This is a genomic window from Herbidospora galbida (genome assembly GCF_005233835.1).
GTDB lineage: Bacteria > Actinomycetota > Actinomycetes > Streptosporangiales > Streptosporangiaceae > Herbidospora > Herbidospora galbida.
In genome coordinates, this window is sequence record NZ_SZQA01000055.1 from 13589 (window position 1) to 36962 (window position 23374).

Sequence of the window (23374 nt, forward strand, 5' to 3'; positions counted from 1 at the left end):
ATGGTTCTATGCAGCAGAATTCACGTGCATGTAACCAGCGCTCGGATAAATGCCGAAACATGATCGTTATCGAATCCGGGTAAACCTTCGGGCGCTTCTGTAGGTGATCACTTACTTCGGGTCCCGAAGGATGATCACGCGGGCGTGCGCACCGCGGGGGCTGGGCGCGCACACCCGCGTGATCGTGGGTGGGGCAGTTGGTCTTTGAGAGCTTACGGGGGGTTCGATGGGCTTTGTGGGGGTTTTGGGTCAGGGTAGTCGTACTACCTGAGAACTCCCTGGGTGGGGCGGCCGTTCGCGGGGGTCAGGGCGGGCCGTCCGGGGGCGTGCTCAGAACATCGAGATGTGAACGTGGTCGTAGTGGTTGGCGGTGTTGCCGCCCCGGTTGCTCATGAAGCGCCAGCCGGTGCCGCTGTTGATGCGCTGGCGCCAGATGACGTACTTCACGCCGAGCTTGGTGCGGTTCTTCAGGGCCCACTCGGCCAGCTGGTCGCCGAGGAGCTTGGCCGCGCCGGTGGCCATCGCGCCGCCGGTCGTCATCATGAAGTCGCAGGCGCGGCCGAGCGGGTGCTCGCCCATCGTGTCGACGCGGAAGCAGCCGATCGAGTTGTTCAGCTTGAAGGCCGCCTTGGCCTCCTCGCGCATCAGCCGGGTGCGGGCGGTGATGTTGTCGGCGCCAGTAGGCAGCTGCGGGGCCCAGCCGCCGTTGGCCAGCTTGCCGGGGCCGATCGGGATCAGGTCGTCGAGCCGGTCCTTGATGTCATCGATCAGGTCCTCCGCCTCCACGCGGCGCTTCTCGATGTCTTTGGACTTCTTGTCGATCTCGGTGATCAGGGTCTTGGCCTCGGCCGCCGCCTGCGCCCGCGCCTGCTCCTTCTGCTTGTAGTTGCGCACGATCGCGGCCTGCTCGTTGCCGAGCTGCATCGCGAGCGGCGACATGCCCATGCCGGGCGGCAGCACGATCCCGCCGTTGCCGGGGATCGACTGGTAGCTGAGGCCGGCCAGCCGGGCCATCTCGCGCTGGGCCGCCGCGAACTCGGCGTGCGCCTTGTCCAGCTTCGCCTGCGCGGCCTTGTGCGCCGTCTTCGCCTCGGCGAGGTCGTCGCGCGCCGCGTGATATTGGGCGATCAGCGAGTTGACCTTCTTCTCCAGGCTGGACAGCTGCTTGCGCAGTTTGTCGGCGTCGGGCTTGGGGGCCGCGACAGCGGGGCCGGGCACCAGCGCGGCGCAGAAAGCGGCCACCAGGGCCGCCACCGGAAGGAGGAACCACCGGTGGTTGCGACGGTGCGTCGTGGCGGGCAGCGCCCACTCCTCTCCTTGCGCCGGCCGGGTTAGCTGACGGATTCGGGCGGAGGAGCCCGGGCGCGCGATAGCGCCTACACCCCAGGTTCTGGTGGGTCCCCGGCTCCCGGGCGACACGCCCGGGATTAGGCAGTCCGCCGAGATCTCGGCGGGTTCGTGTGGATAGTAATGGTAAAGACGAGGCAAGTGCTACTTGAAGTTGCGACCATACGGAGATCAATCCGTGATCTGGCGCCCCATCTTTCCCGATGCAGCCCTGAGCATAGAGGCCGCCTCCTCGGGTCGCACGTCGTTGACGAACGCTCCCATACCGGATTCGCTACCTGCCAGGTACTTCAGCTTCTCCGGCGCCCTTCTGATGCTGAAGAGCTCCATGTGCACGTACGCCACCTCCCTTCCCCATCGGACCGGCGCCTGGTGCCAGGCGGCCACATACGGCATGCGGACCCCGAACAACCCGTCGAGGGCCCGCAGCACCCCGGTGTAGAGCGGCCCGAACGCCGCCCGCTCCTCGGGAGTGAGCGAGGGCAGGTCGGGCGCCTGCCGGTGGGGATAGAGGTGCACCTCGAACGGATACCGCGCGGCCCTCGGTACGAAGGCCGTCCAGTGGTCGTTCGCGGCGACGACCCGCTCCCCGGCACGCTCCTCCGCCACCACGGCCGCGAGCGAGCCGGGCCGGGCGACGGTGAGCATCCGCTGGGTGCGGGGTGTCACATAGGGATACGCATAGATCTGCCCGTGCGGATGGGGCAGAGTGATGCCGATTTCGGCGCCCCGGTTCTCGAAGCAGAAGACCTGCTCCACCCCGTCGAGCCCGGACAGCTCACGGGTGCGGTCGACCCAGGCGTCCATGACCAGCCCGGCCCGCTCGTCGCTCAGGTCGGCGAAGGAGGCGTCGTGGTCGTCGGTGAAGCAGACCACCTCGCAGCGCCCGATGGGCCCGCTGAACGAGGGGAACCGGTTCTCGAACACGGCCACGTCGTAGGCAGAGGGGATCTCCGACCACGGGCGGCCGGGGCAGAGCGGGCACTCCTCGGGCGGCGGGAGGTGGGTGCGGGTCTGCCGATGGCCGGCGACGGCCACCCACTCGTCGAGCACCGGATCGTGCCGCAGCTCCGAGGGGGCGGGCCGGGGCGGCAGGTCGCGCTGGTCCTTGGCCGAGTGGTCGCGGGGGTTCAGGTCGAAGTAGACGAGCTCCCGGCCGTCGGCCAGGTGGGTCAGATGGCGGTTCATGCGGGTTCGGCGACGATCAGCTCGCCGACGTGGCCGGCCAGTTCGTCGCGCGCCTCCTTGTCCAGGCCGGAATCGGTGACGAGAACGTTGGCCCGGTCGAGCCGGGCGATGGTGGAGATGCCGACGGTGCCCCACTTGGTGTGGTCGGCCAGCACCACGAGCTGCTGCGCGGCGGCCACCAGCTCGCGGTCGGTCTCGGCCTCCAGCAGGTTGGGCGTGGTGAACCCGGCCCGCGCGTTCATGCCGTGCACCCCGAGGACGAGCGTGTCGACGTTGAGCGATCTGATCGCCTGGACCGCGATCGGTCCGACGAGGGCGTCGGACGGGGTCCGTACACCACCCACCAGCACGATCGTCTGGCCGGGCCGCCCCGACCGGTGGAACACCTCGGCCACTCTGACCGAGTTGGTGATGAGGGTCAGGTCGGGCACGTCGACGAGATGGTGGGCGAAGGTCCAGGTCGTGGTGCCGGCCGACAGGGCGACCGCGCTGCCCGGCCGCACCAGGTGGGCGGCGGCGCGGGCGATCGCCTCCTTCTCGGCCTGCTGCCGCACCGACTTGGCGGCGAACCCGGGCTCCTCGGTCGACCCCGGCCCCGCGACGGTCGCGCCGCCGTGCACCTTCTCGATCAGGCCCCGATCGGCCAGCGCCTCGAGGTCGCGGCGGATCGTCATGTCGGAGACGCCCAGATCGCGGACGAGGTCGGCGACCCGCACCCCGCCCGTGCGCCGGACCCGTTCGAGGATCGCCTGCTGACGTTGCTGGGCCAGCAGCGAGGCGCGGCCGGCCGGAGGACGGTCGTGCCTCGCGCCCTGAATCTGCCCCAAGAGACTCGCTCCTCTTCTCAACATGTTCCAACAAATCATCGCATAGAAAATGTTGGAACATGGGAGGTGGACAGGTGTTCGCACGAGGCGCACAGTGGGCGAATGGGTAAACGACAGCGCAAGTCCAAGGCTCGCCGCAAGAAGAAGGCCAACCACGGCAAGCGGCCCACAGGCCGCTAGTAGGCCCGGCGGCCCCACGCGGCGAGCAGCCGCGTCTGCGGGTCGGCGTTCTCCGGCACCGGCACGTGCCCGCCGATGATGCCCGAGCTCCGGTAGCCCTCCTCGCTGTCGGCGAACCAGGCGGCGCAGAGCGAGACGAGCTCCGGGTCGAGCCGGTCGGCCACGCCGATGGCGTTCGACAGGTCCCACGTGTGGATCAGGGCGTCGGCGAACAGTTCGGTGACGTATTCACGTCCCGGCACGTCCCCGAACGACAGGTGCACGGTGCGGTCGAGCACGCCCTCCGCCGAGGCGGCGGTGACGGCCGCGTGGGCGGCGAAGTCGAAGGCCTTGACCGCGTCGTCGCCGATGAGGTCGCCGTCGAAGACGTCGCCTACTTCGGCCGGGCTGCGGCCGGCCAGGAGTTCGGGGGCCCAGAGAGACTCGTAGACGAGATGGTTCACCAGGGCGTGGACGTCCCAGTCGACGCACGGCGTCGGGAGGTCCCACTGGCCGGGCTTGATGAGGTGGACGCGCATACCGAAGGCGTCCAGGGCCCGGCGGTAGGCGTCCTCGATTCCGATCGTCACATTTCGACGGTAACCCGAACACGAGCTCACGTCATGGGGCTCCGGACCAAAGTGACAATTTAGGGCATTCCTGGCACGTGTGCTGGGACGACCATCTCCTTCTTGCCCGTCACCGGCAACCACCCGGGCGGAATCGTCACGCACACCCCGGGAATCAGCGCCGACGACCGACGCGAACATCCTCAGCCATCGTGCTGCGTGATCGCCGGCACGAACCCCTGGTAAAGCGCGAGCGCCAACGGCACCGCCGGAACCCGCAGGCGCCCACGGTCAGCGCGACCAGCGCGACCAGAGGCCCGGCCTGCCGTGACCGTGAGCACTGCCTGTTGGTTGGACCACCAACAGCCCCAGCCGCCGACGAGCGCGATCACCGACCCCCGAGACCGGGTCGACGAGCCGGAACCCGGGATGGCCCGGCACCTTCATATGCGGCGTCCGGCCCGAGAAAGGGCCACCGTGGTCAGCGCCCCGGCGGAGGATCGGGCCCGGCGTGCCCCGGAAACCGCCAGATCGGCAGCCCTGTGGCGGTTCCCGCCAGGGTGAGGGCGAGCAGAACCCGCCACCACTAGAAGAAGGGCCAGATCGGGCGCTCCAACATTCGGCAAGCTCGGTGACACCGAAGAGGAGGAGACTCGCGCCGGCGCCGTCCGCCAAAGCGGGCAAAACCGATGCCAGTGGCCTGATCCACGCCGCCTTCGGGATTCGCGCGTCCCCCCGGCCTCAATGCACCGGGAATACCCGTGGGGTTCTCAAAAGAAAGCCTCGCATCGCCAATAGTGCGCCATGTGAGGCATTTGTGGCGGTTTATGTGGTTATGGTGGCAATTGCTAGTCGACGAGGAAGGAGCTGGTCGCGTTGACCACCGCATCCACGACACCCACTTCGGGCGGACGACTGCCGCACCCCTCCAACTGGCTGCGCTTCGCCGGGATCCTCGGCATCGTGGTAGGGCTGCTCAACATCGTCGGCGGGTTCGCCGCGATCTTGAAGAGCCACTACCTCGTGGTCGGGTCTTCGGGCGTGCTGATCTTCAACCTCACGGCATGGGGCATCATCTGGCTGGTGGCCGGAGTCCTCATGGTCATCGCGGGCGTGGGCATTCTCCAAGGCGCGATGTGGGCCCGCATGTTGGGCATCGTCCTGGCGGCACTGGTCATCCTGGGCCAGTTCGCCTACGCCGGGGCGTTCCCGATCTGGTCCCTCATCGTCGTCGCGCTGGCCGTGGTCGTGATCTACGGCCTGGTGGTGCCGCCGCGCGGCAGTATCGCGTAGGGAGAGCACCGCCTAGGGGAGCCGCTGCTCCACCCAGACGATCTTCCCGAGAGGGGTCGGGCGCGTACCCCACCGGTAGGTGAGGCGCTTGATGAGCTGCAGCCCGCGCCCGGTGTCGTCCTCCGAAGTCGGAGTGCGCAGCGCCGGGACGGTGGGCGAGCCGTCGGCGACCTCGCAGACCAGGGTTCTGCCCCGGCCCCTCAGCAACCTCAGCTCGATCGGCGGCCAGCCGTGCTTGAGCGCGTTGGTCACCAGCTCGCTGACCACCAGCTCGGTGGTGTCACGGACGGCGCCGAGCCCCCACTCCGCCAGCGTCGCCCGGACGAACCGGCGCGCGTGGCTGACGAAACGAGGATCGGCCGGCAGCGAGCAGGAGGCGATCTCGTCGGGCGCGAGTTCATGGACCCGGGCAAGCAGCAGCGCGATGTCGTCGCGCTCGTGCCCGGGTCGCTGACTGTTGATCGTCACATCGCACATCTCCTCCAGATCCTGGTCGGGCGTCGACAGCAGCCGGCGCAGCGCCATGATCCCCAGGTCGATGTCTCTGGCCCGGCTCTCCACCAGGCCGTCGGTATAGAAGGCGAGAATGCCGCCGGACGGCAGCACCATCTCCACCGTCTCCAGCGGGTCGTTCCCGATCCCCAGCGGCAGCCCCGAGGGCAGCTCGATGATCTCGGTACGACCGTCCGGATGGATCAGGACCGGCGGAACGTGCCCCGCCCGCGCGAGCGCGCAGGTCCGGGTCACCGGGTCGTAGGTCGCGTAGACCGCCGTGGCGATCTGGGTCGGATCGAGGTCCTGGCTCATCCGGTTGAGCCGGAACAGCACCTCGTCCGGCGGCAGGTCGAGCGAGGCGAGCGTGCGCGCGGCGGTCCGGAGCTGCCCCATCGTGGCCGCGGCCCGGGTCCCGTGCCCCATGACGTCACCCACCACGAGCGCCGCCCGGCACCCGGGGAGCGGGATCACGTCGAACCAGTCGCCGCCGACCCCCATGAGGTCGCTGGCCGGTAGATAGCGCGAGGCGATCTCCATGCCCAGCGGCTGGTGCAGGTCGGCCGGCAGGAGGCTGCTCTGCAGTGTCAGGGCGGTGCGGCGCTCCCGGGCGTACAGGCGCGCGTTGTCGATGCAGACGGCGGTCCGCGCGGCCAGCTCCTCGGCGACCGCGACGTCCTCCTCCTCGAACGGCGACCCGCCCGGGTTGCGGCTGAAGATCGCGCACCCGAGCACCCGTCCCCGCGCCTTCAGCGGCACGGCGATGAACGACCCGCCCACCAGGAGCTTGACCACCACGTCACGGTCGAGGCTGGCCCCGATCAGCTCCGCGGTGTGCTCGTCGAGCTCCGGATACATGATCGGATGCCCGGTCGACATGCACTGCGCCTGCGGCAACTGCGCAGAATAGACCGTGACCTCGTTGATCGGAAAAGCCTCGACCCACTCGGTCGGATCGGCCTCCGCCACCCCGATGGCCACCCGCCGCACGAGCGCCGTGCCGTCGACCGGCCGCGACGGGAACTCCCCGTCGATGACGAGCCGATCCTGCACCATGATCGCTGAGGTGTCGGCGAACCGAGGCACGGCGACGTCCATGAGCTCACGGCTGGTCTCGCCCAGATCGAGGGTCGTCCCGATGCGACGGCTGGCCTCGTTGAGATAGGCCAGCCGCTCCTGAGCGGAGGCCGCCGAGGCCTGCCGCCACTCGAGCCGGTCACCCGGCACCGGCGTCTTGATCACGCTGTTCCGGTTCATCTCTTCCGCATCGTAGGGAGGACAACCACGGCATTTCATGCCTTTTCCCAGACTGTACGGCGCTTTACACGGTGGATTGCAGGGTCAAGCCCGGACCGATCGTCAAGAAGCCGAGTCATCGGCACGGAAAGGTAGTGTTCGTCGGCGTTTACGACGCAATGCCCGACTCCGGGCGAGGGCGTTGCGGACGGGAATTATTACCTTCGCCCGCAACGGCAAGACGTGTGTCGGGGTGACAGGATTTGAACCTGCGGCCCCCTGCTCCCAAAGCAGGTGCGCTACCAAGCTGCGCCACACCCCGTTGGCCGCCTGGCGCCGACGCCCCGAGATCTCCGGTACGCTTACGCATTGACGGCCGGATGAAGTCTAGACCAGATGCCGACCGGCGCGCGCGGACGTAGCTCAATGGTAGAGCCCCAGTCTTCCAAACTGGCTACGCGGGTTCGATTCCCGTCGTCCGCTCCAACGTTGAAAGGCCAGGTCACCCACAGTGTGGGGCCTGGCCTTTGATGTTTCTGAATTTAGTTGCCGATCTTGCGTGCCCGTTGCGTGCCCGATGGGGTTCCGGCGTCCCCGCTCATGGCCTGTTCGAAGGCGGAGCCGAGGGCCTTGGCGATCACCTCGTCCCGGTCCCGGGTGGCGTGAAGGTAGATCAGCGCGGCCCGGGTCGAGGCGTGGCCCATGCGGGCCATGAGCTCCTTCAGGCCGGCGCCGTTGGCCGCCGCAAGGGTGCTGCCGACGTGCCGGAGGTCGTGGAATGGAGATCCGGTTCACCGATGGCGGCTCTCGCCTTGTTCCACGTTCTCCGTTAGGCCGAGCGGCGTAGGGGGCGCCTTGGGCCGACGAATACCCAGCCGTCTTTGTCGGACTCCGCGAATCGGTCGACGTGCTCCCTGAGGGCCGGAATGATCTCGGGCGGGATCGTGACCACCCGTCGGCCCGCGCGTGACTTCGGGGTGTCGTCGATGAGGACGCCGCCGTCCAGTTCGACCAGGGCGCCGACGACCCGCACCACCCCGGCCTCCAGGTCGAGGCAGTCACGGCGGAGACCGGCCAGTTCACCCCAGCGGAGCGTGGTAAAGGTGCCGAGCAGCACGAGCGCCCGGTACCGCTCGGGACTCGCGCCGAGGAGCTGCGCCACCTTCGCCAGCGAGATCGTCTTGCGTTCTGGAGTGTCCGGGGTGCCCGCTCCTTTGATCCGGCACGGGTTGCGGTGGATCAGTTCGTCGTCTTGAGGAGCTGGTACGCCGTGCGACCGTGGGCTGACCGACCACGCCGAGGCGTTCCTCACGCCAGCACCGGACGTCGGCCTCCTTGATCTCCGAGAGGGCTTGCCCGCCGAACGTCGGAGCGAGGTGGTTCTTGAGCAGACTCCGGAGCCGGCAGTTGGTTGAACCTTCGTTACCCCGGCTAATGGCGATCACCTATGACCGCTCCCCGTGCAGGTCACGCCCCTACGCCGCATTCGATATCGGTCACCGGCTCCTCAGGGAGCTTTCCTGTCTGGGTCGGGATCGTGCCGCCCGCTACCTGCCGACGGCGCGAGCCGATCGCACAGCGAACACCAAACCCCACCACGCTCCAGAAATCCGGTCATCCCGCTGAGCAGCAGTTCTTTCAACCGGCCGAGGCCAATGCCTTCCTTGCTGAAGCATTGCGCGCTCCAGATGTCGTGATCATGTGTCCACCAGTTGTCGAGCTGAAGGTGGATGGCGGACACGTCGTCGGACCACCACAGGTCTGCCGGGCCTGAGACCGCGTCGGCGGGTGATGGGAGGCCGGCATCCGCCAGGGCCGGAACCATGCCTCGCGGGGTAGCCAGGTCCAGAATCAGATGCGGCCAGTGACGCACGGCCATGAGCAACGCGTGTGCCTCAAGCCGCTGCTCAACACTCCGATTGAGGACCCTGAGAGGCTTGTCCGCGAGAGTCATCCCGGCACGCCCATCCAACAGAATCTCGACTGCCCAGGTCCAATCCCCGTCCGAGATCCCGGGAAAGGCCCATCCCGCGGCCGTGCGGTAGACCGTTGTCTCCCCACCGAGTCCGTACTCCATGCCGTTTGGTCCTAGCGCAGGGAACCAGAGGCCGCCGTACCTCTGCTCAAACGCGATCATCGCCTCGATTGCTTCATCGGAAGCGTCTGTCTCGACGCCCGTCTGATCGACGGCACGAGCATTTCGCTTGATCCAATCCGCAGGCATCGGGTCCCACCAACGTGCGAACTCGTCCAGAAAGCGGCAGAGGCGAGGCGACACCGATCGATCCGTCCTTATGTGCATGAACGTCAACCTACGACCGCCCCTTCAGCCAAGAGGGCTGGGATCTCATCGCAGAAACGATGCTCAGCTCATTGACGGCGAGCTGACCGCGCACGGTGCGGACGGGAGATCGTTGATCTGACGATACGGGCGCTGGACAGGACGTGGTGGGACGTGGAGACGACCATACAAGAGGTCCTGGACAAGATCTCGCTGCTCTATCCCGACGCGGAAATGCTGCCCTGGCGATCGCCTGATGAGGGCTGATCCACGTACGGGTAGGGGCGATCAGGACGGGCAAGATCCGGGCTGCTAAAGCTGTATAGGTCTCGGGAGCCTTCCCCGCTATCTCCTGGTCTGTCGCGGACTCGGAGTGTCACTGGTCGAGGTCGAAGCAGCGTTCTGCCTGGTCGAGCAGATAGGCGAACGGGTGAAGTCCCCCTGCCGACCTGAACACCTCCATGGCGATGTCGGTCCCATGGGCGGTAGACGACGTGCCCGTTCCGTGTCCGTAATGGCGGTCAATCGCGGGGGGCCGCGGGGCTTCGTGAAAGATTGAGACGGTGTCCCACCTGCGACGCAGCACGTGGAACAAGTCCGCACCGTAATCTTCCAAACCGGCTACGCGGGTTCGATTCCCGTCGTCCGCTCTCACCTTGAAAAGGCCAGGTCACCCACATTGGGGGGCCGGCCTTTGATGTTCGTGAATAGTCGTCGAAGTTCCCATTCCGGGGCGACCACCCCGTCCCGCTGGGATCCATGCTCAACGGGTCCGGCCGCTGTCCGGACGTTCCCGGAAAATGTCAGTTCATGATCGTAAGCTCCGCTCCCATGACCACCACTCAGACCGTGTCGTTCGATCTCGGCGTCCACTATTCGCAGGCCTATCTCATCGACGACACCGACGAGGCCATGGGCCCCGCCGGGATGATCGCCGACCATCCCACGCACCCCGTCGGGATCATCCGGGTGGAAGAGGGGAGCGCCTTCCTGATCACCGGCCTGCACACGGGGACCGTCGGCTTCTCGGTGACGGTGGCCGACCACGACCCTGGAGCCGACACCGCCGGATACGAGGACATCGTGGAGATCAGCTTCGAGTCCGAGGCCGGCCGGGTCGCCGTCGAGGAGTGGGGCGGCGGTGAGTGGCACGAGATCCCCGAGCTGTCCGCGGGACCGGGGTGGTATCGGTTGCGGTATCACGCCCAGAACATGGACCGGGCCGCCGAGGTCGACACCTCAAGGGAGATCATCGACCGCTACCTGCTCCAGATCTGGCCCCAGGACGCGTCCGAGCCGCGCGTCGTCCAGAGCGCGAGCGGGCAGCTCGCCTACTGGCGCCGCCCGCGCTGAATCCGGCGCTTCCATCGGCGCCGCCGGAAGTCGTACCTTATGGCCATGACCTCAGTGTGGTCACTTCAGGCGGCTTGTCCGCCGGGCTCGGCGATCGCCGAGGTGCGCGCATGACCGACCGCCGGCACCTGCGCGCGGCGCATGCTGATAGGGAGCGGGTCGCCGAGCAGCTCAGGGTCGCCGTCGTCGAGGGGCGGATCGATCTCGACGAGCTGAACGAGCGCATCGACCTCACCTACGCCGCCCGCACGCTGGGCGAGCTGGAGCTGGTGGTGGCCGACCTGCCCGCCGACGGCGAGGTCGCCGCGGCCGGGCTCGAGTTGCACACGGTCGACGGGAACATCCGTCAGGAGGGCCGCTGGCTGGTGCCCTCGCGCATCAGCGCCCGCGTCGGGCTGGGTGGGCGGGTGCGCATCGACTTCACCGCGGCCGACTGCGTGCACCGGGAGGTCGTCGTCGACATCGATGCCACCTCCTGGTTCGGCGACATCGTCATCGTGGTGCCGCGTGGCTGGAAGGTGGACGACACCGAGGTCGTCAGGCTGACCGGGGGCAGCGTACACAACCTTCGCGGGGTCAATCTGGCGCCCGACGGCGTCGTCGTGCGGCTCACGGGTCAGGTGAAGACCGGTGACGTCTGGGTGCGCTACCGCAAGGTCTGATCGATCCAGCTCAGGTAGTCGCCCGAACCCATGGCGACCGGCACCGCGATGATCTCCGGTACGTCATAGGAGTGCACCTCCCGCACGCACCCCGACAGGTCGCCGAACCGCTCAGCCGTCGTCTTGAACAGCACGAGCCACTCCTGCGACCGGTTCACCTCGCCGTCCCACCAATAGACAGAGGTGATCGGCCCGACGATCTGGGCGCAGGCCGCGAAGCGGTGCCCCACCACCGCGTCGGCCAACCGGTCGGCCTCCTCGGGTGATCCGGCCGTCACGCGGACCTCAATATGGTCAGACATGCCTGCACGCTAACCCGGGAGACCCATGGACCTCTACGTGATCGTCTGCGCCGCCGGGCCCGTGCGGGACCTGCCCGACCTGATCGCCGAAGCACAATCGAGGTCGTGGACGGTCCAGGTCGTCGCCACCCCCAAGGCGGTCGACTTCATCGACGTAGCCGATCTGGAGCGGCGTACCGGAAGAAAGGTGCGGGTCGACTATCGGCACCCCAGCGAGCCCAAGCCGCCCCGGGCCGACGCGATCGTCGTCTATCCCGCCACGTTCAACACGATCAACAAGTTCGCGCTGGGCATCACCGACACCTATGCCCTGGGGCTGCTGGCGGAGGCTCCGGGCCTCGGCATCCCGGTGACGCTGGTGCCGTTCGTCAACGACGCCCTGGCCGGCCGCGCCCCTTACCGCGCGGCCGTGGCCGCGCTCGAAGAAGAAGGTGTACGTTTCACCGCCGGATGGCAGGAGGCGTTTTTGTCGGTGCCGCCCGACAGACTGAGCGGATGACCATCGCACTTGTCGCGGGCGCGACCCGAGGGGCCGGAAGAGGCATCGCCGCCGAGCTGGGGGCGATCGGGGCGACCGTCTACGTCACCGGCCGCACCACCCGTGACCAGCAGTCGGAATACCAGCGTCCCGAGACGATCGAGGAGACCGCCGAGCTCGTCACCCGGGCGGGCGGTCACGGCATCGCCGTCCAGGCCGACCACCTCGACAGAGACCAGGTCAGGGCGCTCGTCGAACGGATCGACCGGGAGCAGGGGCGGCTCGACGTCCTGGTCAACAACATCTGGGGCAGCGAGAACCTGTTCAGCTGGGACAAGCCGCTCTGGGAGCACGACCTCGACGACGGCATGCGGATGCTGCGCCTGGCCATCGACACCCACATCATCACCAGCCACTACGCCCTGCCGCTGCTGCTGCGGAACGAAGGCGGCCTGGTCGTCGAGATGACCGACGGCACCGCCGACTACAACGCCGTCAACTACCGCGTCACCTTCTTCTACGACCTGGTGAAGAGCTCGGTGCTGCGCATGGCCTTCGGCCTGTCCAAGGAGGTCGGGCCACGGGGGGCCACCGCGGTCGCGCTGACGCCGGGCTGGCTGCGGTCGGAGCTGATGCTGGAGCACTTCGGCGTCACCGAGGAGACCTGGCGCGACGCGCTGGAGAGCGAACCCCACTTCGCGATCTCCGAGTCGCCCGCCTACGTCGGCCGGGCGGTCGCGGCGCTGGCCGGCGACCCTGACCGGGCGCGGTGGAACGGCGCCTCGCTGTCCAGCGGCGGCCTCGCCCAGGTCTACGGCTTCACCGACGTCGACGGCAGCCGTCCCGACGCCTGGCGTTACATCGTGGAGGTCCAGGACGCCGGAAAGCCGGCCGACATCACGGGTTATCGGTGAGAGACCGCCAGCTGACGGCGATCGCCGAGATCGCCGGAATGGGTCTCGACGTCTGGCTGCGCGGCGGCTGGGCGATGGACTTCACGCTGGGGGAGGTGACCCGAGACCATATCGATATCGACTGGTTCGCCTGGTCCGACGACGCCGACCGGCTCGAAACGGCCCTGATCGCCCGCGGATTCGCGCCTCAGCCGGGGCCGCCGCGCGAACAGCAGCGCGATTTCACGCGTGACGGGGTCGAGGTCAGTTTCGCCCTGCTCGCCCGCGACCTGACCGTCGCGGGCGGTACCCACCGGGGAGAGCCCTGGCCAGCCGGCCTGCTCGACGCGCCCCTGGGCAGTCTCGACGGCCTGACCTGCCCGGTCATCAGCGTCGCCGCGCAGATCGAGATCAAGGAAATGATGCCCGTCTGGGTGCCGGGCCTGCCCCTGAGGGAGAAGGACATGACCGACGTCGCGCGCCTGCGAATGCACGTTCGCCTGAGAGAGGTCAGAGACTCCGATCTGGAGGTCTTCCACCTCCAGGAACAGGACCCGGAGGCCACCCGCCGCTCCCGGTTCCCGGCCCGTGAGCGGGAGAGGTTCCTGACCCACTGGCGCCAGAACATCCTGCCCGACGAGACCTGCCACGTGCAGACCGTCGAGGTGGGCGGGCAGATCGCCGGCAACGTCGTCGCCTGGTGGGAGGGGGAGCGCCGCTTCCTCGGCTACTGGCTGGGCCGGGAGTTCTGGGGGAGCGGCGTCGGCACCCGCGCCCTGACCCTGTTCCTGGAGAAGGAACAGGTGCGTCCGCTTCACGCCGACCCCCACGGGGGCAACACGGCGTCGGTCCGCCTGCTGGAGAGGCTCGGCTTCACCCGGACGACCGTCAACGACGAGGGGTTCGTCCTCTACGTGCTGGAGGCCTGAAACTTTCGACCACGCCCCGCAGTGGAGCGCCAGACCTTCTCGTTTCGGTCAGCACCCGAGCGGCCGGCCGGCGCCGGTTACGGCGCGAGATGGGGGCGGCGGACGGCGCCGGGAGGGCGGAGCCGTAACCGGGAAGAATGAGGATCAGGCGCCGGTGCGGAACATCGCCCAGACGGCCTTGCCGCCCTCGTCGAGCGGGTCCCAGCCCCACGCCTGGCTGTAGGTCTCCACTATGTAGAGGCCGCGCCCGTTCTCCGAGACGAAGTCGGGCTCCTTGGGCGTGGGCACCTCGTCGCTGGGGTCGGCGACGGCGAGTATCACGTGGGGGGCGATCCGCACCAGCATGAGGGTGATCGGGTGATCGGTCGACGGGCGCGCCGGATACAGAGCGTAACGAACAGCGTTGGTCACCAGCTCCGAAACGACCAGGGTCGCGTCGTCGGTGAGTTCCGAAAGTCCCCAACCCTGCAGGGTGGATCGCGTAACATCGCGTGCGGTCTTCACTGAGTCCGCGAGGGGGCGTAACGGGCAGGTGGTGGCGTCGGACTCGGGGGCGGTGCGCACCAGGCGCTCCACCCCGACATCGCGGGCGGATATGGGATTATCCAACATCCTGCCCGCACCTCCCGATCGCCAGATTTGAGAACTAGTGCACCTTTGGCCCAATATGCACTAGGCCATCATGGGACAAGGGCCCCGCCCCTGCAAGACCCAAATGCACGTGCAAGCGCCTTGTGCACTTGCCCAAAACGTTGAGCGATTGTGAAATGGACGGGGGGTTCAAGCCTTGTCTTCCTGGCCGGAAGTGGTGACACTGTGTGGGCTGGGGGTGTCGGCTCGACCTTCTCCGGCGAGTCGAGCAGAAGGGGAGGCGCCGTGACACGTACCCAGCCGGGACAAGGTCCCACGGCGCTGCGCATCCTTCTCGGCACCCAGCTGCGCAAACTGCGGGAGGAACGCGGCATCTCGCGCTTCGAGGCGGGGCACCTCATCCGCGGCTCCGAATCGAAGATCAGCCGCATGGAGCTCGGCCGCGTCAGCTTCCGCGAACGCGACGTCGAAGACCTCCTCACCATGTACGGCGTGGCCGACGAGGCCGCCCGCAAGCCCATCCTCGAACTGGTCAAGCAGGCCAACGAGCCCGGCTGGTGGCACCGCTTCAGCGACGTCCTGCCCGGCTGGTTCCAGGCCTACGTCGGCCTCGAAGAGGCGGCCGCCCGCATCCGGACCTATGAGGTCCAGTTCGTCCCGGGCCTCCTGCAGACCAAGGAGTACGCCCGCGCGGTCATCACGGCCGGCGCGGTCGGCTCGGCCCCCGAAGAGATCGCCCGGCGGGTCGACCTGCGGCTCGAACGCCAGCGCCAGATCCTCGAACGCACCACCCCGCCCACCTTCTGGGCCGTCATCGACGAGGCGGCGCTGCGCCGCCCGATCGGCGGCGTCGACGTGATGCGCGGGCAGATCCAGCACCTGGTCGAACTCATGGACCAGGCGAATGTCACGATCCAGGTGATGCCCTTCCACTTCGGCGGACACGCCGCTGAGGGCGGCGCGTTCAGCATCCTGCGCTTCCCCGAGGCGGAGCTCCCCGACATCGTCTACGTCGAGCAGCTCGGCAGCGCCCTCTATCTCGACAAACGCGACGAGGTCGACAAGTACAGCGAGGTGATGGAGCGGCTGTGCGCGGTCTCCACCACGCCGAGCGAGACCGTCGACATTCTCAGAAAGATCTCGCGCGAGCTCTGACGCGTCACTCGCGGGGGCTGCTCTGCTCTAGACTGAAGTTTGGCGCTGGACACCCCGCCGCAGTGGAGCATGCCCATGTGCCCTCTTCGTGGGCGCGGCGCGCGTAACGTGCCGCGGTAGCTGTGCATGACGCGCCCGCGATCACCAGATGCTGTTATTTAGGAGACCACCCCGTGAAGACCGCTGTCGAGGAGCTCAGCCCCACTCGGGTGAAGCTCACCGTCGAGGTGCCGTTCGAGGAGCTCGAGCCGAGCCTGAAGGCCGCCTACAAGAAGGTCGCGCAGCAGGTGCGCGTCCCCGGCTTCCGCCCCGGTAAGGTTCCGGCCCGGATCATCGAGCAGCGCTTCGGCCGCGCGGTCGTGCTCGAGGAGACCCTGAACGACGCGCTCCCCGGCCTCTACGGCCGCGCCGTCGACGAGGTCGATCTCTTCCCGGTGAGCCAGCCCGAGATCGAGGTCACCCGGATCGACGACGGCCAGCAGGTGGAGTTCACCGCCGAGGTCGACGTCCGTCCCACCTTCGACCTGCCCGACTACGAGGGCACCGAGGTCACGGTCGACGCCGCCACCGTCGCCGACGACGACGTCGACGTGCAGCTCGACGCGCTGCGCCAGCGCTTCGCCACGCTGACCGGCGTGGAGCGCGCGGCCACCAAGGGCGACTACGTCGTGATGGACCTGCGCGCCGAGATCGACGGCCGCAACCTCGACGAGCAGCAGGCCGCCGACGTCTCCTACGAGGTCGGCGCCGGTTCGGTCCTCGAGGGCCTCGACGCCGCGCTCGAAGGCCTGTCGGCCGACGAGGAGAAGACCTTCCGCACCACGCTCGTCGGCGGTGAGAACGCCGGCGAGGAGGCCGACGTGATCATCAACGTCAAGTCGGTCAAGGAGAAGGTCCTGCCCGAGCTCGACGACGAGTTCGCCCAGCTCGCCTCCGAGTTCGACACGCTCGAGGAGCTCAAGAACAGCATCCGCGAGCAGGTCCGCCGCAACAAGCTGATCGAGCAGGTCGTCCAGGCCCGTGAGAAGGCCGTCGACGCCCTCATCGGCGGTCTCGACATCCCGCTGCCCGACAGCGCCCTCAAGGCCGAGGTCGACGCGCGCAAGCACAACCTCGAGCACCAGATCGCCGAGAGCGGTCTGAGCCGCGAGGCCTACTTCCGCCTCTACCAGACGACCGAGGAGGAGCGCTTCGCCGAGTTCGACGCCAGCTCCGCCCGGGCGCTGAAGATGGGCTTCGTCCTCGACAAGATCGTCAAGGCCGAGGACATCGGCGTCAGCGAAGAGGAGCTGACCCAGTTCGTGGTCCGCCGCGCCGCCCAGATGGGCGTCGCGCCGAACACGCTGGCCCAGCACCTCGCCGACAACGACCAGCTGACCCTCGCGATGATGGAGATCGTCCGCGAGAAGGCCAAGTCGGTCGTGGGCGACGCCGCCAAGGTCGTCGACTCCGAGGGCAACGAGGTCGACCTCAAGGCCATCTACGCCGAGCTCAACCCCGAGCAGGAGGCCGAGGGGCTCGCCCAGGCCCCGGCCGGCGCCTCGGCCGAGTAGGCGCCAGCTCAATCGCCTTTCTCTGGGCCCCCGGTTGTTCACCGGGGGCCCATTGGCATGTGTTCGGTACGTCATGCGACGGTCGAAAGTCGTACAAACAGGGCGTTGGGGAGCATGCGCCGTCAGCGAACACCCGGGTGAGGGGGCATGAGCTGTGGGCGGCGCGCGTTAGGGTCGAGCAAAGCCAATCGATAACGACGCATCGGAAGGTGACGCTGTGACCAGCCCGCCGACCTTCTTCCAGCCCATCGGCTTCGAGCCCGAGTCGCGTGGCAGAGAGAACGGCCCCGCCCGGCTTGAAGACCAGCTCTACCAGCGTCTGCTGCGTGAGCGAATCGTGGTGCTCGGCACTCAGGTCAATGACGAGGTCGCCAACCGTCTCTGCGCCGAGCTCCTCCTGCTCGCCGCCGACGATCCCAACCGGGACATCTGGATGTACATCAACTCTCCCGGCGGTTCTGTGACGGCCGGCATGGCGATTTACGACATGATGGAGTATGTGCCGAACGACGTCTGCACGGTGGCGATGGGCCTGGCCGCTTCCATGGGCCAGTTCCTGCTCTGCGCCGGCGCTCCCGGCAAGCGGTACGCCCTGCCCCACGCCCGGATCATGATGCACCAGCCCTCGGGCGGCATCGGCGGCACCGCCGCCGACATCGCGATCCAGGCCGAGCAGATGCTCTACGTCAAGAAGACCTTGGCCGAGCGCATCGCCCACCACACCGGCCAGCCGCTCGACCAGATCGAGCGCGACTCCGACCGCGACCGCTGGTTCACGGCCGACGAGGCCAAGGACTACGGCTTCATCGACCAAGTCGTGCGCAGCGCGCGGCAGGTGCCCTCCGAGGGCGCCGTTTCATGACGGGAGCGTCCATGAGTGACCTGATCCGGCCGGGTGACATCAACGGCCGCTACATCATCCCTTCGTTCGTCGAGCGCACGACCTACGGCGTCAAGGAGATGAACCCGTACAACAAGCTGTTCGAGGACCGCATCATCTTCCTCGGCGTCCAGATCGACGACGCCTCGGCGAACGACGTGATGGCGCAGCTCCTGACGCTCGAGTCGCTCGACCCCGACCGTGACATCAGCATCTACATCAACTCGCCCGGCGGCTCCTTCACGGCCATGACGGCGATCTACGACACGATGCAGTTCGTCCGGCCGGAGATCCAGACGGTGTGCCTGGGCCAGGCGGCCTCGGCCGCGGCGGTGCTGCTCGCGGGCGGCACGCCCGGCAAGCGCTTCGCCCTGCCGAACGCCCGGGTCCTGATCCACCAGCCCTCCACCGAGGGCGGCGGCCAGGGATCCGACATCGAGATCCAGGCTCGTGAGATCCTGCGTATGCGGGACCTTCTGGAGCAGATCGTGGCCAAGCACACCCGTAAGGAGCCGGCCGAGGTCCGTCGCGACATCGAGCGCGACAAGATCCTCAGCGCCGACGAGGCCAAGGCCTACGGAATCGTCGACGACATCATTCCGTCGCGTAAGCGCCAGACGGCTGCCGTCGCCTCGTAAGAGATCGAAGGTCGCAAGTGCACCGGAACGGTGCCCAATTGGGCACCTTCCGGTGCGACTCACCGCTAGGGGGCTCACTGAGGGCCCGGAAGACGGTAACGTCGAAACCTGAGCGGGATGACGTTTTCGCACCGAAGTGACCGGCGCGAATGACCGGACCGCGGCAGCAGGGCGGTCCCACGCAAAGGAGAGTCTGGGGTGGCACGCATCGGCGACGGGGGAGACCTGCTCAAATGCTCGTTCTGTGGCAAGAGCCAGAAGCAGGTCAAGAAGCTCATCGCTGGACCAGGCGTCTACATCTGCGATGAGTGCATCGAGCTCTGCAACGAGATCATCGAGGAGGAGCTCTCCGAGTCCTCTGAGCTGAAGTGGGACAACCTCCCCAAGCCTCGAGAGATCTACGAGTTCCTCGACGCCTACGTGATCGGCCAGGACAAGGCCAAGAAGGCCCTTTCCGTCGCGGTCTACAACCACTACAAGCGGGTCCAGTCCGGCGAGCGCGGCCGTGACGACGGGCTTGAGCTGTCGAAATCCAACATCCTCCTTCTCGGCCCCACCGGCTCCGGCAAGACGCTCTTGGCGCAGACCCTCGCCAAGATGCTCAACGTGCCGTTCGCCATCGCCGACGCCACCGCCCTCACCGAGGCCGGCTACGTGGGCGAAGACGTCGAGAACATCCTGCTGAAGCTGATCCAGGCCGCCGACTACGACGTCAAGAAGGCCGAGACCGGCATCATCTACATCGACGAGGTCGACAAGATCGCCCGCAAGAGCGAGAACCCGTCGATCACCCGCGACGTCTCCGGCGAGGGCGTGCAGCAGGCGCTGCTGAAGATACTGGAGGGCACCACCGCATCGGTGCCTCCGCAGGGCGGCCGCAAGCACCCCCACCAGGAGTTCATCCAGATCGACACCACCAACGTGCTGTTCATCTGCGGTGGCGCCTTCGCGGGCCTCGAGAAGATCATCGAGTCCCGGGTCGGCAAGAAGGGCATCGGCTTCAACGCCATCATCCGGTCGAAGGAAGAGGTCGACTCGGTCGACATCTTCGGCGACGTGATGCCCGAAGACCTGCTGAAGTTCGGCATGATCCCCGAGTTCGTGGGGCGTCTGCCGGTCATCACCAGCGTCCACAACCTCGACCGCGAGGCCCTGATCCAGATCCTCACCGAGCCCCGCAACGCCCTGGTCAAGCAGTACCGGCGGCTGTTCGAGCTCGACAACGTGGAGCTGGAGTTCTCCGACGACGCGCTCGAGGCCATCGCCGACCAGGCGATCCTGCGCGGCACCGGCGCCCGTGGCCTGCGCGCGATCCTGGAGGAGGTCCTCCTCTCGGTGATGTACGAAGTGCCCTCGCGACAGGATGTCGCTCGGGTCGTCATCACCCGCGAGGCGGTCCTCGAACACGTCAACCCGACGCTGATCCCGCGCGACCAGCTGAAGCAGCAGCGCACCCCGCGAGAGAAGTCCGCATAACACATATTGGGCCGGGGCGCTCGGTGGGAGCTTCTAGAATTGGCTCTCGTGACGACGCCTGAACTGCCGACCCAGTATGCCCCTGCCGATGTCGAGGCCCCCAGCTACGAGCGCTGGGTAGCGGCCGGTCACTTCGGAGCGAGCGCGGTAGACGGGCGAGAGCCGTACAGCATCGTCCTCCCGCCGCCGAACGTGACCGGCTCGCTCCATGTGGGGCACGCCCTCGACCACTCGATCCAAGACGCGCTGACCCGCCGGGCCCGCATGCGGGGCAACGCCACCCTGTGGCTGCCCGGCATGGACCACGCCGGAATCGCGACGCAGAACGTCGTCGAGCGCGAGCTGGCCAAAGAGAGCCTCTCGCGCCACGACCTCGGCCGTGAGGCTTTCGTCGACCGGGTCTGGCAGTGGAAAGAGGAGTCCGGCGGCCGCATCCTCGGCCAGATGAAGAAGCTCGGCGACGGGGTCGACTGGTCCCGCGAGCGCTTCACGATGGACGAGGGCCTGTCGCGGGCCGTCCAGACGATCTTCAAGCGCCTCTTCGACGACGGCCTGATCTACCGGGCCAACCGCATCATCAACTGGTGCCCCCGCTGCCTGACCGCGCTGTCCGACATCGAGGTCGAGCACCAGGAAGACGAGGGCGAGCTCGTCTCGATCCGCTACGGCGACGGTGACGACGCGATCGTCGTGGCCACCACCCGGGCCGAGACCATGCTCGGCGACACCGCCGTCGCGGTGCACCCGTCCGACGAGCGCTACGCCCACCTGATCGGCCGCGAGGTCGAGCTGCCGCTGACCGGCCGGCGCATCCCGATCGTCGCCGACGACCACGTCGACCCGGCGTTCGGCACCGGCGCCGTGAAGGTCACCCCGGCCCACGACCCCAACGACTTCGAGATCGGCCGCCGCCACGACCTGCCGTCCCTGGCGATCATGGACGAGCGCGGCGTCATCACCGCCCACGGTCCGTTCCAGGGCCTCGACCGGTTCGAGGCGCGCCCCGCGGTCGTCGCGGCGCTGCGCGCCGAGGGCCGGATCGTCGCCGAGAAGCGCCCCTACCTCCACAGCGTCGGCCACTGCTCGCGCTGCAAGACCGTGGTCGAGCCGCGCCTGTCGCTGCAGTGGTTCGTCAACGTCTCGCCGCTGGCCAAGGCCGCGGGCGACGCCGTCCGCGACGGCCGCACCCGCATCCATCCGCCGGAGCTGGCCAAGCGCTACTTCGACTGGGTCGACGACATGCACGACTGGTGCATCTCGCGCCAGCTGTGGTGGGGCCACCGCATCCCGGTCTGGTACGGCCCCGAGGGCGAGGTCGTCTGCGTCGGTCCCGACGACGAGATCCCCGAGGGCTACACGCAGGACCCCGACGTCCTCGACACCTGGTTCTCCTCGGGCCTGTGGCCGTTCTCGACGCTCGGCTGGCCCGACCAGACCGACGACCTCAAGAAGTTCTATCCGACGACCGTCCTGGTCACCGGCTACGACATCCTCTTCTTCTGGGTCGCCAGGATGATGATGTTCGGCCTCTACGCCATGGACGGGCAGCCGCCGTTCAAGACCGTCGCGCTCCACGGCATGGTCCGCGACCAGTTCGGCAAGAAGATGTCGAAGTCGTTCGGCAACGTCATCGACCCCCTCGACTGGATCGAGCGCTACGGCGCCGACGCCACCCGCTTCACCCTGCTGCGCGGCGCCAACCCCGGCTCCGACGTGGCGATCAGCGAAGACTGGGCGGCCGGCTCCCGCAACTTCTGCAACAAGATCTGGAACGCCACCCGGTTCGCCCTCATGAACGGCGCCGTCAGCGACGGCCTGCCCGAGGAGCTGACCGCGGCCGACCGCTGGATCCTGTCGCGCCTGCAGTCGGTGGTCGCGCTGGTCGACACGGCCTTCGACGACTTCGAGTTCGCCAAGATCAGCGACTCGCTCTACCACTTCGCGTGGGACGAGGTCTGCGACTGGTATCTGGAGCTCGCGAAGATCCAGATCGCCGGCGGCGGCCAGGTTGCCGAGAACACCAAGCGCGTCCTCGGCCACGTCTTCGACGCGCTGCTGCGGCTGCTCCACCCGCTCACCCCGTTCGTCACCGAGGAGCTCTGGCGCGCGGTCACCGGCCGCGAGTCGATCGTGGTGGCGCCGTGGCCGGTGAGCGATCCGGCCTACGCCGACGCCGGCGCCGAGTCGGAGATCGAGGCGGTCCAGAACCTCGTCACCGAGGTCCGCCGCTTCCGTTCCGACCAGGGGCTCAAGCCCGGTCAGCGCGTCGCGGCCCGTCTTTCTCTGTCCGGTACGGCCACCGCCGCCCACGAAGACGCCATCCGTTCCCTCCTCAGGCTCGACCCGTCGGGAGAAACGTTCACCCCGACCGCCCGCCTCGCGGTGGGCACGGTCATCGTCGAGATCGACACGGCCGGCGCCATCGACGTGGCGGCCGAGCGCAAGCGCCTGGAGAAGGACCTCGCGGTCGCGAAGAAGGAACAGGCCCAGGTCACGGGCAAGCTCGGCAACGAGCAGTTCATGGCGAAGGCCCCCGACGACGTGGTCGCGAAGGTCCGCGCCCGCGCCGCCCAGGCGGTCGAGGACATCGCCCGCCTGGAGGCTCAACTTGCCTCGTTGCCCCAGGTTTAGGGTTTCGTGGCCAGGGAATGATTACCGGGTTGCCGAAGTGGGTCGCGGCAGCCCGGCAGAGGTGCTAATGTTCTTGTTACGCCAAGCGGGACGGCGCGGCCCGGACTCGGAAGAGCCGGGGCGATCAGATCCCCAAGGCGTCCCCAACAACTTTCCTCCGGGAAGCCGGGCGATTTGACATCGCACGGAGCTCGGGTAAGTTGGACGGGTTGCCCTCGCGAGGGGGCGCTTCCAGCGGGAAACGGAAAATGTCGAATCACTGAATTTGACACTAACCAGAAGCGCTGCGAAGATAAAGACACAAAGAAAAAAGTAAGTCCGTTTCTTGAGAACTCAACAGTGTGCTAAAAGCCAGTGCATGATGCACAACCCCGTCTATTAGACGGATTCCTTTGGTTGACATTATGTCAGCCGGGAAAATTCTCTGAAGACATCTTTTGG

Annotated in this window: 23 protein-coding genes, 2 tRNA genes and 1 riboswitch; of the genes, 14 read left to right on the forward strand and 11 right to left on the reverse strand. The window is 67.6% G+C overall.

Annotated features, from left to right (window positions below; all coding sequences use genetic code 11):
• Window positions 1-330 precede the first annotated feature (330 nt).
• The 3 genes from FDA94_RS35385 to FDA94_RS35395 all read right to left on the reverse strand — a co-directional run bounded on the left by FDA94_RS35385 (window position 331) and on the right by FDA94_RS35395 (window position 3308).
• On the reverse strand, window positions 331-1254 hold the full coding sequence (locus FDA94_RS35385; RefSeq protein WP_137251401.1) for a coiled-coil domain-containing protein: 924 nt from the start codon (window positions 1252-1254) through the stop codon (window positions 331-333).
• A gap of 52 nt (window positions 1255-1306) precedes the next feature.
• A riboswitch (cyclic di-AMP (ydaO/yuaA leader) is annotated at window positions 1307-1444 on the reverse strand.
• Window positions 1445-1518: 74 nt separating this feature from the next.
• Window positions 1519-2535 (reverse strand): galactose-1-phosphate uridylyltransferase, encoded by a 1017-nt coding sequence (locus tag FDA94_RS35390; RefSeq protein WP_137251402.1) that lies wholly within the window; start codon window positions 2533-2535, stop codon window positions 1519-1521.
• Complete coding sequence (locus FDA94_RS35395; protein ID WP_137251419.1) at window positions 2532-3308, reverse strand: DeoR/GlpR family DNA-binding transcription regulator; 777 nt, start codon at window positions 3306-3308, stop codon at window positions 2532-2534. Before FDA94_RS35395 ends, FDA94_RS35390 begins: the two co-directional genes overlap by 4 nt.
• 156 nt (window positions 3309-3464) lie before the next feature.
• Here FDA94_RS35395 and FDA94_RS41650 point away from each other — a divergent pair, with 156 nt between their 5' ends.
• On the forward strand, window positions 3465-3542 hold the full coding sequence (locus FDA94_RS41650) for a 50S ribosomal protein bL37 (protein ID WP_407929421.1): 78 nt from the start codon (window positions 3465-3467) through the stop codon (window positions 3540-3542).
• On the opposite strand, the gene FDA94_RS35400 is transcribed toward FDA94_RS41650, so the two are convergent.
• A complete protein-coding gene (locus FDA94_RS35400; RefSeq protein ID WP_212735647.1) occupies window positions 3539-4111 on the reverse strand; it encodes a TIGR03086 family metal-binding protein in 573 nt (190 codons plus the stop codon). The genes FDA94_RS41650 and FDA94_RS35400 overlap by 4 nt on opposite strands.
• An 855-nt stretch (window positions 4112-4966) precedes the next feature.
• Here FDA94_RS35400 and FDA94_RS35405 point away from each other — a divergent pair.
• The gene (locus tag FDA94_RS35405) at window positions 4967-5383 is read left to right on the forward strand and encodes a DUF7144 family membrane protein (protein ID WP_137251404.1); all 417 of its coding nucleotides are present in this window, start codon (window positions 4967-4969) and stop codon (window positions 5381-5383) included.
• 12 nt (window positions 5384-5395) lie between these two features.
• On the opposite strand, the gene FDA94_RS35410 is transcribed toward FDA94_RS35405, so the two are convergent.
• A complete protein-coding gene (locus FDA94_RS35410) occupies window positions 5396-7132 on the reverse strand; it encodes an ATP-binding SpoIIE family protein phosphatase (protein ID WP_137251405.1) in 1737 nt (578 codons plus the stop codon).
• A 227-nt stretch (window positions 7133-7359) separates the two neighbouring features.
• A tRNA-Pro gene (locus FDA94_RS35415) sits at window positions 7360-7433 on the reverse strand.
• Window positions 7434-7523: 90 nt separating this feature from the next.
• Here FDA94_RS35415 and FDA94_RS35420 point away from each other — a divergent pair.
• Window positions 7524-7597, forward strand: a tRNA-Gly gene (locus FDA94_RS35420).
• A gap of 56 nt (window positions 7598-7653) precedes the next feature.
• On the opposite strand, the gene FDA94_RS35425 is transcribed toward FDA94_RS35420, so the two are convergent.
• From FDA94_RS35425 to FDA94_RS35435, 3 genes are all read right to left on the reverse strand, one after another.
• Complete coding sequence (locus FDA94_RS35425; RefSeq protein WP_137251406.1) at window positions 7654-7824, reverse strand: integrase; 171 nt, start codon at window positions 7822-7824, stop codon at window positions 7654-7656.
• Between the two features lie 116 nt (window positions 7825-7940).
• The gene (locus tag FDA94_RS35430; RefSeq protein ID WP_137251407.1) at window positions 7941-8423 is read right to left on the reverse strand and encodes a tyrosine-type recombinase/integrase; all 483 of its coding nucleotides are present in this window, start codon (window positions 8421-8423) and stop codon (window positions 7941-7943) included.
• A gap of 195 nt (window positions 8424-8618) precedes the next feature.
• Window positions 8619-9335: a hypothetical protein gene (locus tag FDA94_RS35435; RefSeq protein WP_137251408.1), complete on the reverse strand. Its 717-nt coding sequence runs from the start codon at window positions 9333-9335 to the stop codon at window positions 8619-8621.
• Window positions 9336-10223: 888 nt separating this feature from the next.
• Here FDA94_RS35435 and FDA94_RS35440 point away from each other — a divergent pair.
• Together FDA94_RS35440 and FDA94_RS35445 are read left to right on the forward strand one after the other, a co-directional pair.
• Complete coding sequence (locus tag FDA94_RS35440) at window positions 10224-10745, forward strand: hypothetical protein (protein ID WP_137251409.1); 522 nt, start codon at window positions 10224-10226, stop codon at window positions 10743-10745.
• 110 nt (window positions 10746-10855) lie between these two features.
• The gene (locus FDA94_RS35445; RefSeq protein ID WP_137251410.1) at window positions 10856-11407 is read left to right on the forward strand and encodes a DUF1707 SHOCT-like domain-containing protein; all 552 of its coding nucleotides are present in this window, start codon (window positions 10856-10858) and stop codon (window positions 11405-11407) included.
• Here the strand turns inward: FDA94_RS35445 and cutA are convergent.
• Window positions 11392-11709 carry a divalent-cation tolerance protein CutA gene (gene cutA, locus FDA94_RS35450; RefSeq protein ID WP_137251411.1) on the reverse strand — a complete coding sequence of 106 codons (318 nt, stop codon included), beginning with the start codon at window positions 11707-11709 and terminating at the stop codon, window positions 11392-11394. The genes FDA94_RS35445 and cutA overlap by 16 nt on opposite strands.
• A gap of 25 nt (window positions 11710-11734) precedes the next feature.
• On the opposite strand from cutA, the gene FDA94_RS35455 reads away from it, so the two are divergent.
• Genes FDA94_RS35455 through FDA94_RS35465 form a run of 3 tightly spaced genes read left to right on the forward strand, consistent with a single transcriptional unit; the run spans window position 11735 to window position 14009 of the window.
• Window positions 11735-12208 (forward strand): flavoprotein, encoded by a 474-nt coding sequence (locus FDA94_RS35455; protein ID WP_137251412.1) that lies wholly within the window; start codon window positions 11735-11737, stop codon window positions 12206-12208.
• Complete coding sequence (locus FDA94_RS35460; RefSeq protein WP_137251413.1) at window positions 12205-13101, forward strand: SDR family oxidoreductase; 897 nt, start codon at window positions 12205-12207, stop codon at window positions 13099-13101. The genes FDA94_RS35455 and FDA94_RS35460 overlap by 4 nt, the downstream gene beginning before the upstream one ends.
• Window positions 13098-14009, forward strand: a complete 912-nt coding sequence (locus FDA94_RS35465) for a GNAT family N-acetyltransferase (protein ID WP_212735648.1) — start codon at window positions 13098-13100, stop codon at window positions 14007-14009. Before FDA94_RS35460 ends, FDA94_RS35465 begins: the two co-directional genes overlap by 4 nt.
• A gap of 144 nt (window positions 14010-14153) precedes the next feature.
• On the opposite strand, the gene FDA94_RS35470 is transcribed toward FDA94_RS35465, so the two are convergent.
• Complete coding sequence (locus FDA94_RS35470; protein WP_137251414.1) at window positions 14154-14621, reverse strand: ATP-binding protein; 468 nt, start codon at window positions 14619-14621, stop codon at window positions 14154-14156.
• 264 nt (window positions 14622-14885) lie between these two features.
• Between FDA94_RS35470 and FDA94_RS35475 the strand changes: the two genes are divergently transcribed.
• The 6 genes from FDA94_RS35475 to FDA94_RS35500 all read left to right on the forward strand — a co-directional run bounded on the left by FDA94_RS35475 (window position 14886) and on the right by FDA94_RS35500 (window position 22933).
• Complete coding sequence (locus FDA94_RS35475) at window positions 14886-15755, forward strand: helix-turn-helix domain-containing protein (RefSeq protein WP_137251415.1); 870 nt, start codon at window positions 14886-14888, stop codon at window positions 15753-15755.
• Window positions 15756-15928: 173 nt separating this feature from the next.
• Window positions 15929-17308, forward strand: a complete 1380-nt coding sequence (gene tig, locus FDA94_RS35480; protein ID WP_137251416.1) for a trigger factor — start codon at window positions 15929-15931, stop codon at window positions 17306-17308.
• A gap of 217 nt (window positions 17309-17525) precedes the next feature.
• Window positions 17526-18170, forward strand: coding sequence for a ClpP family protease (locus FDA94_RS35485; RefSeq protein ID WP_030456813.1), 645 nt, complete (start codon window positions 17526-17528; stop codon window positions 18168-18170).
• A gap of 11 nt (window positions 18171-18181) precedes the next feature.
• Window positions 18182-18826, forward strand: a complete 645-nt coding sequence (locus FDA94_RS35490) for an ATP-dependent Clp protease proteolytic subunit (protein ID WP_137251417.1) — start codon at window positions 18182-18184, stop codon at window positions 18824-18826.
• A gap of 198 nt (window positions 18827-19024) precedes the next feature.
• Complete coding sequence (clpX, locus tag FDA94_RS35495; protein ID WP_030456815.1) at window positions 19025-20302, forward strand: ATP-dependent Clp protease ATP-binding subunit ClpX; 1278 nt, start codon at window positions 19025-19027, stop codon at window positions 20300-20302.
• A 48-nt stretch (window positions 20303-20350) separates the two neighbouring features.
• Window positions 20351-22933, forward strand: coding sequence for a valine--tRNA ligase (locus tag FDA94_RS35500; protein ID WP_425460198.1), 2583 nt, complete (start codon window positions 20351-20353; stop codon window positions 22931-22933).
• The last annotated feature ends 441 nt before the right edge of the window (window positions 22934-23374 follow it).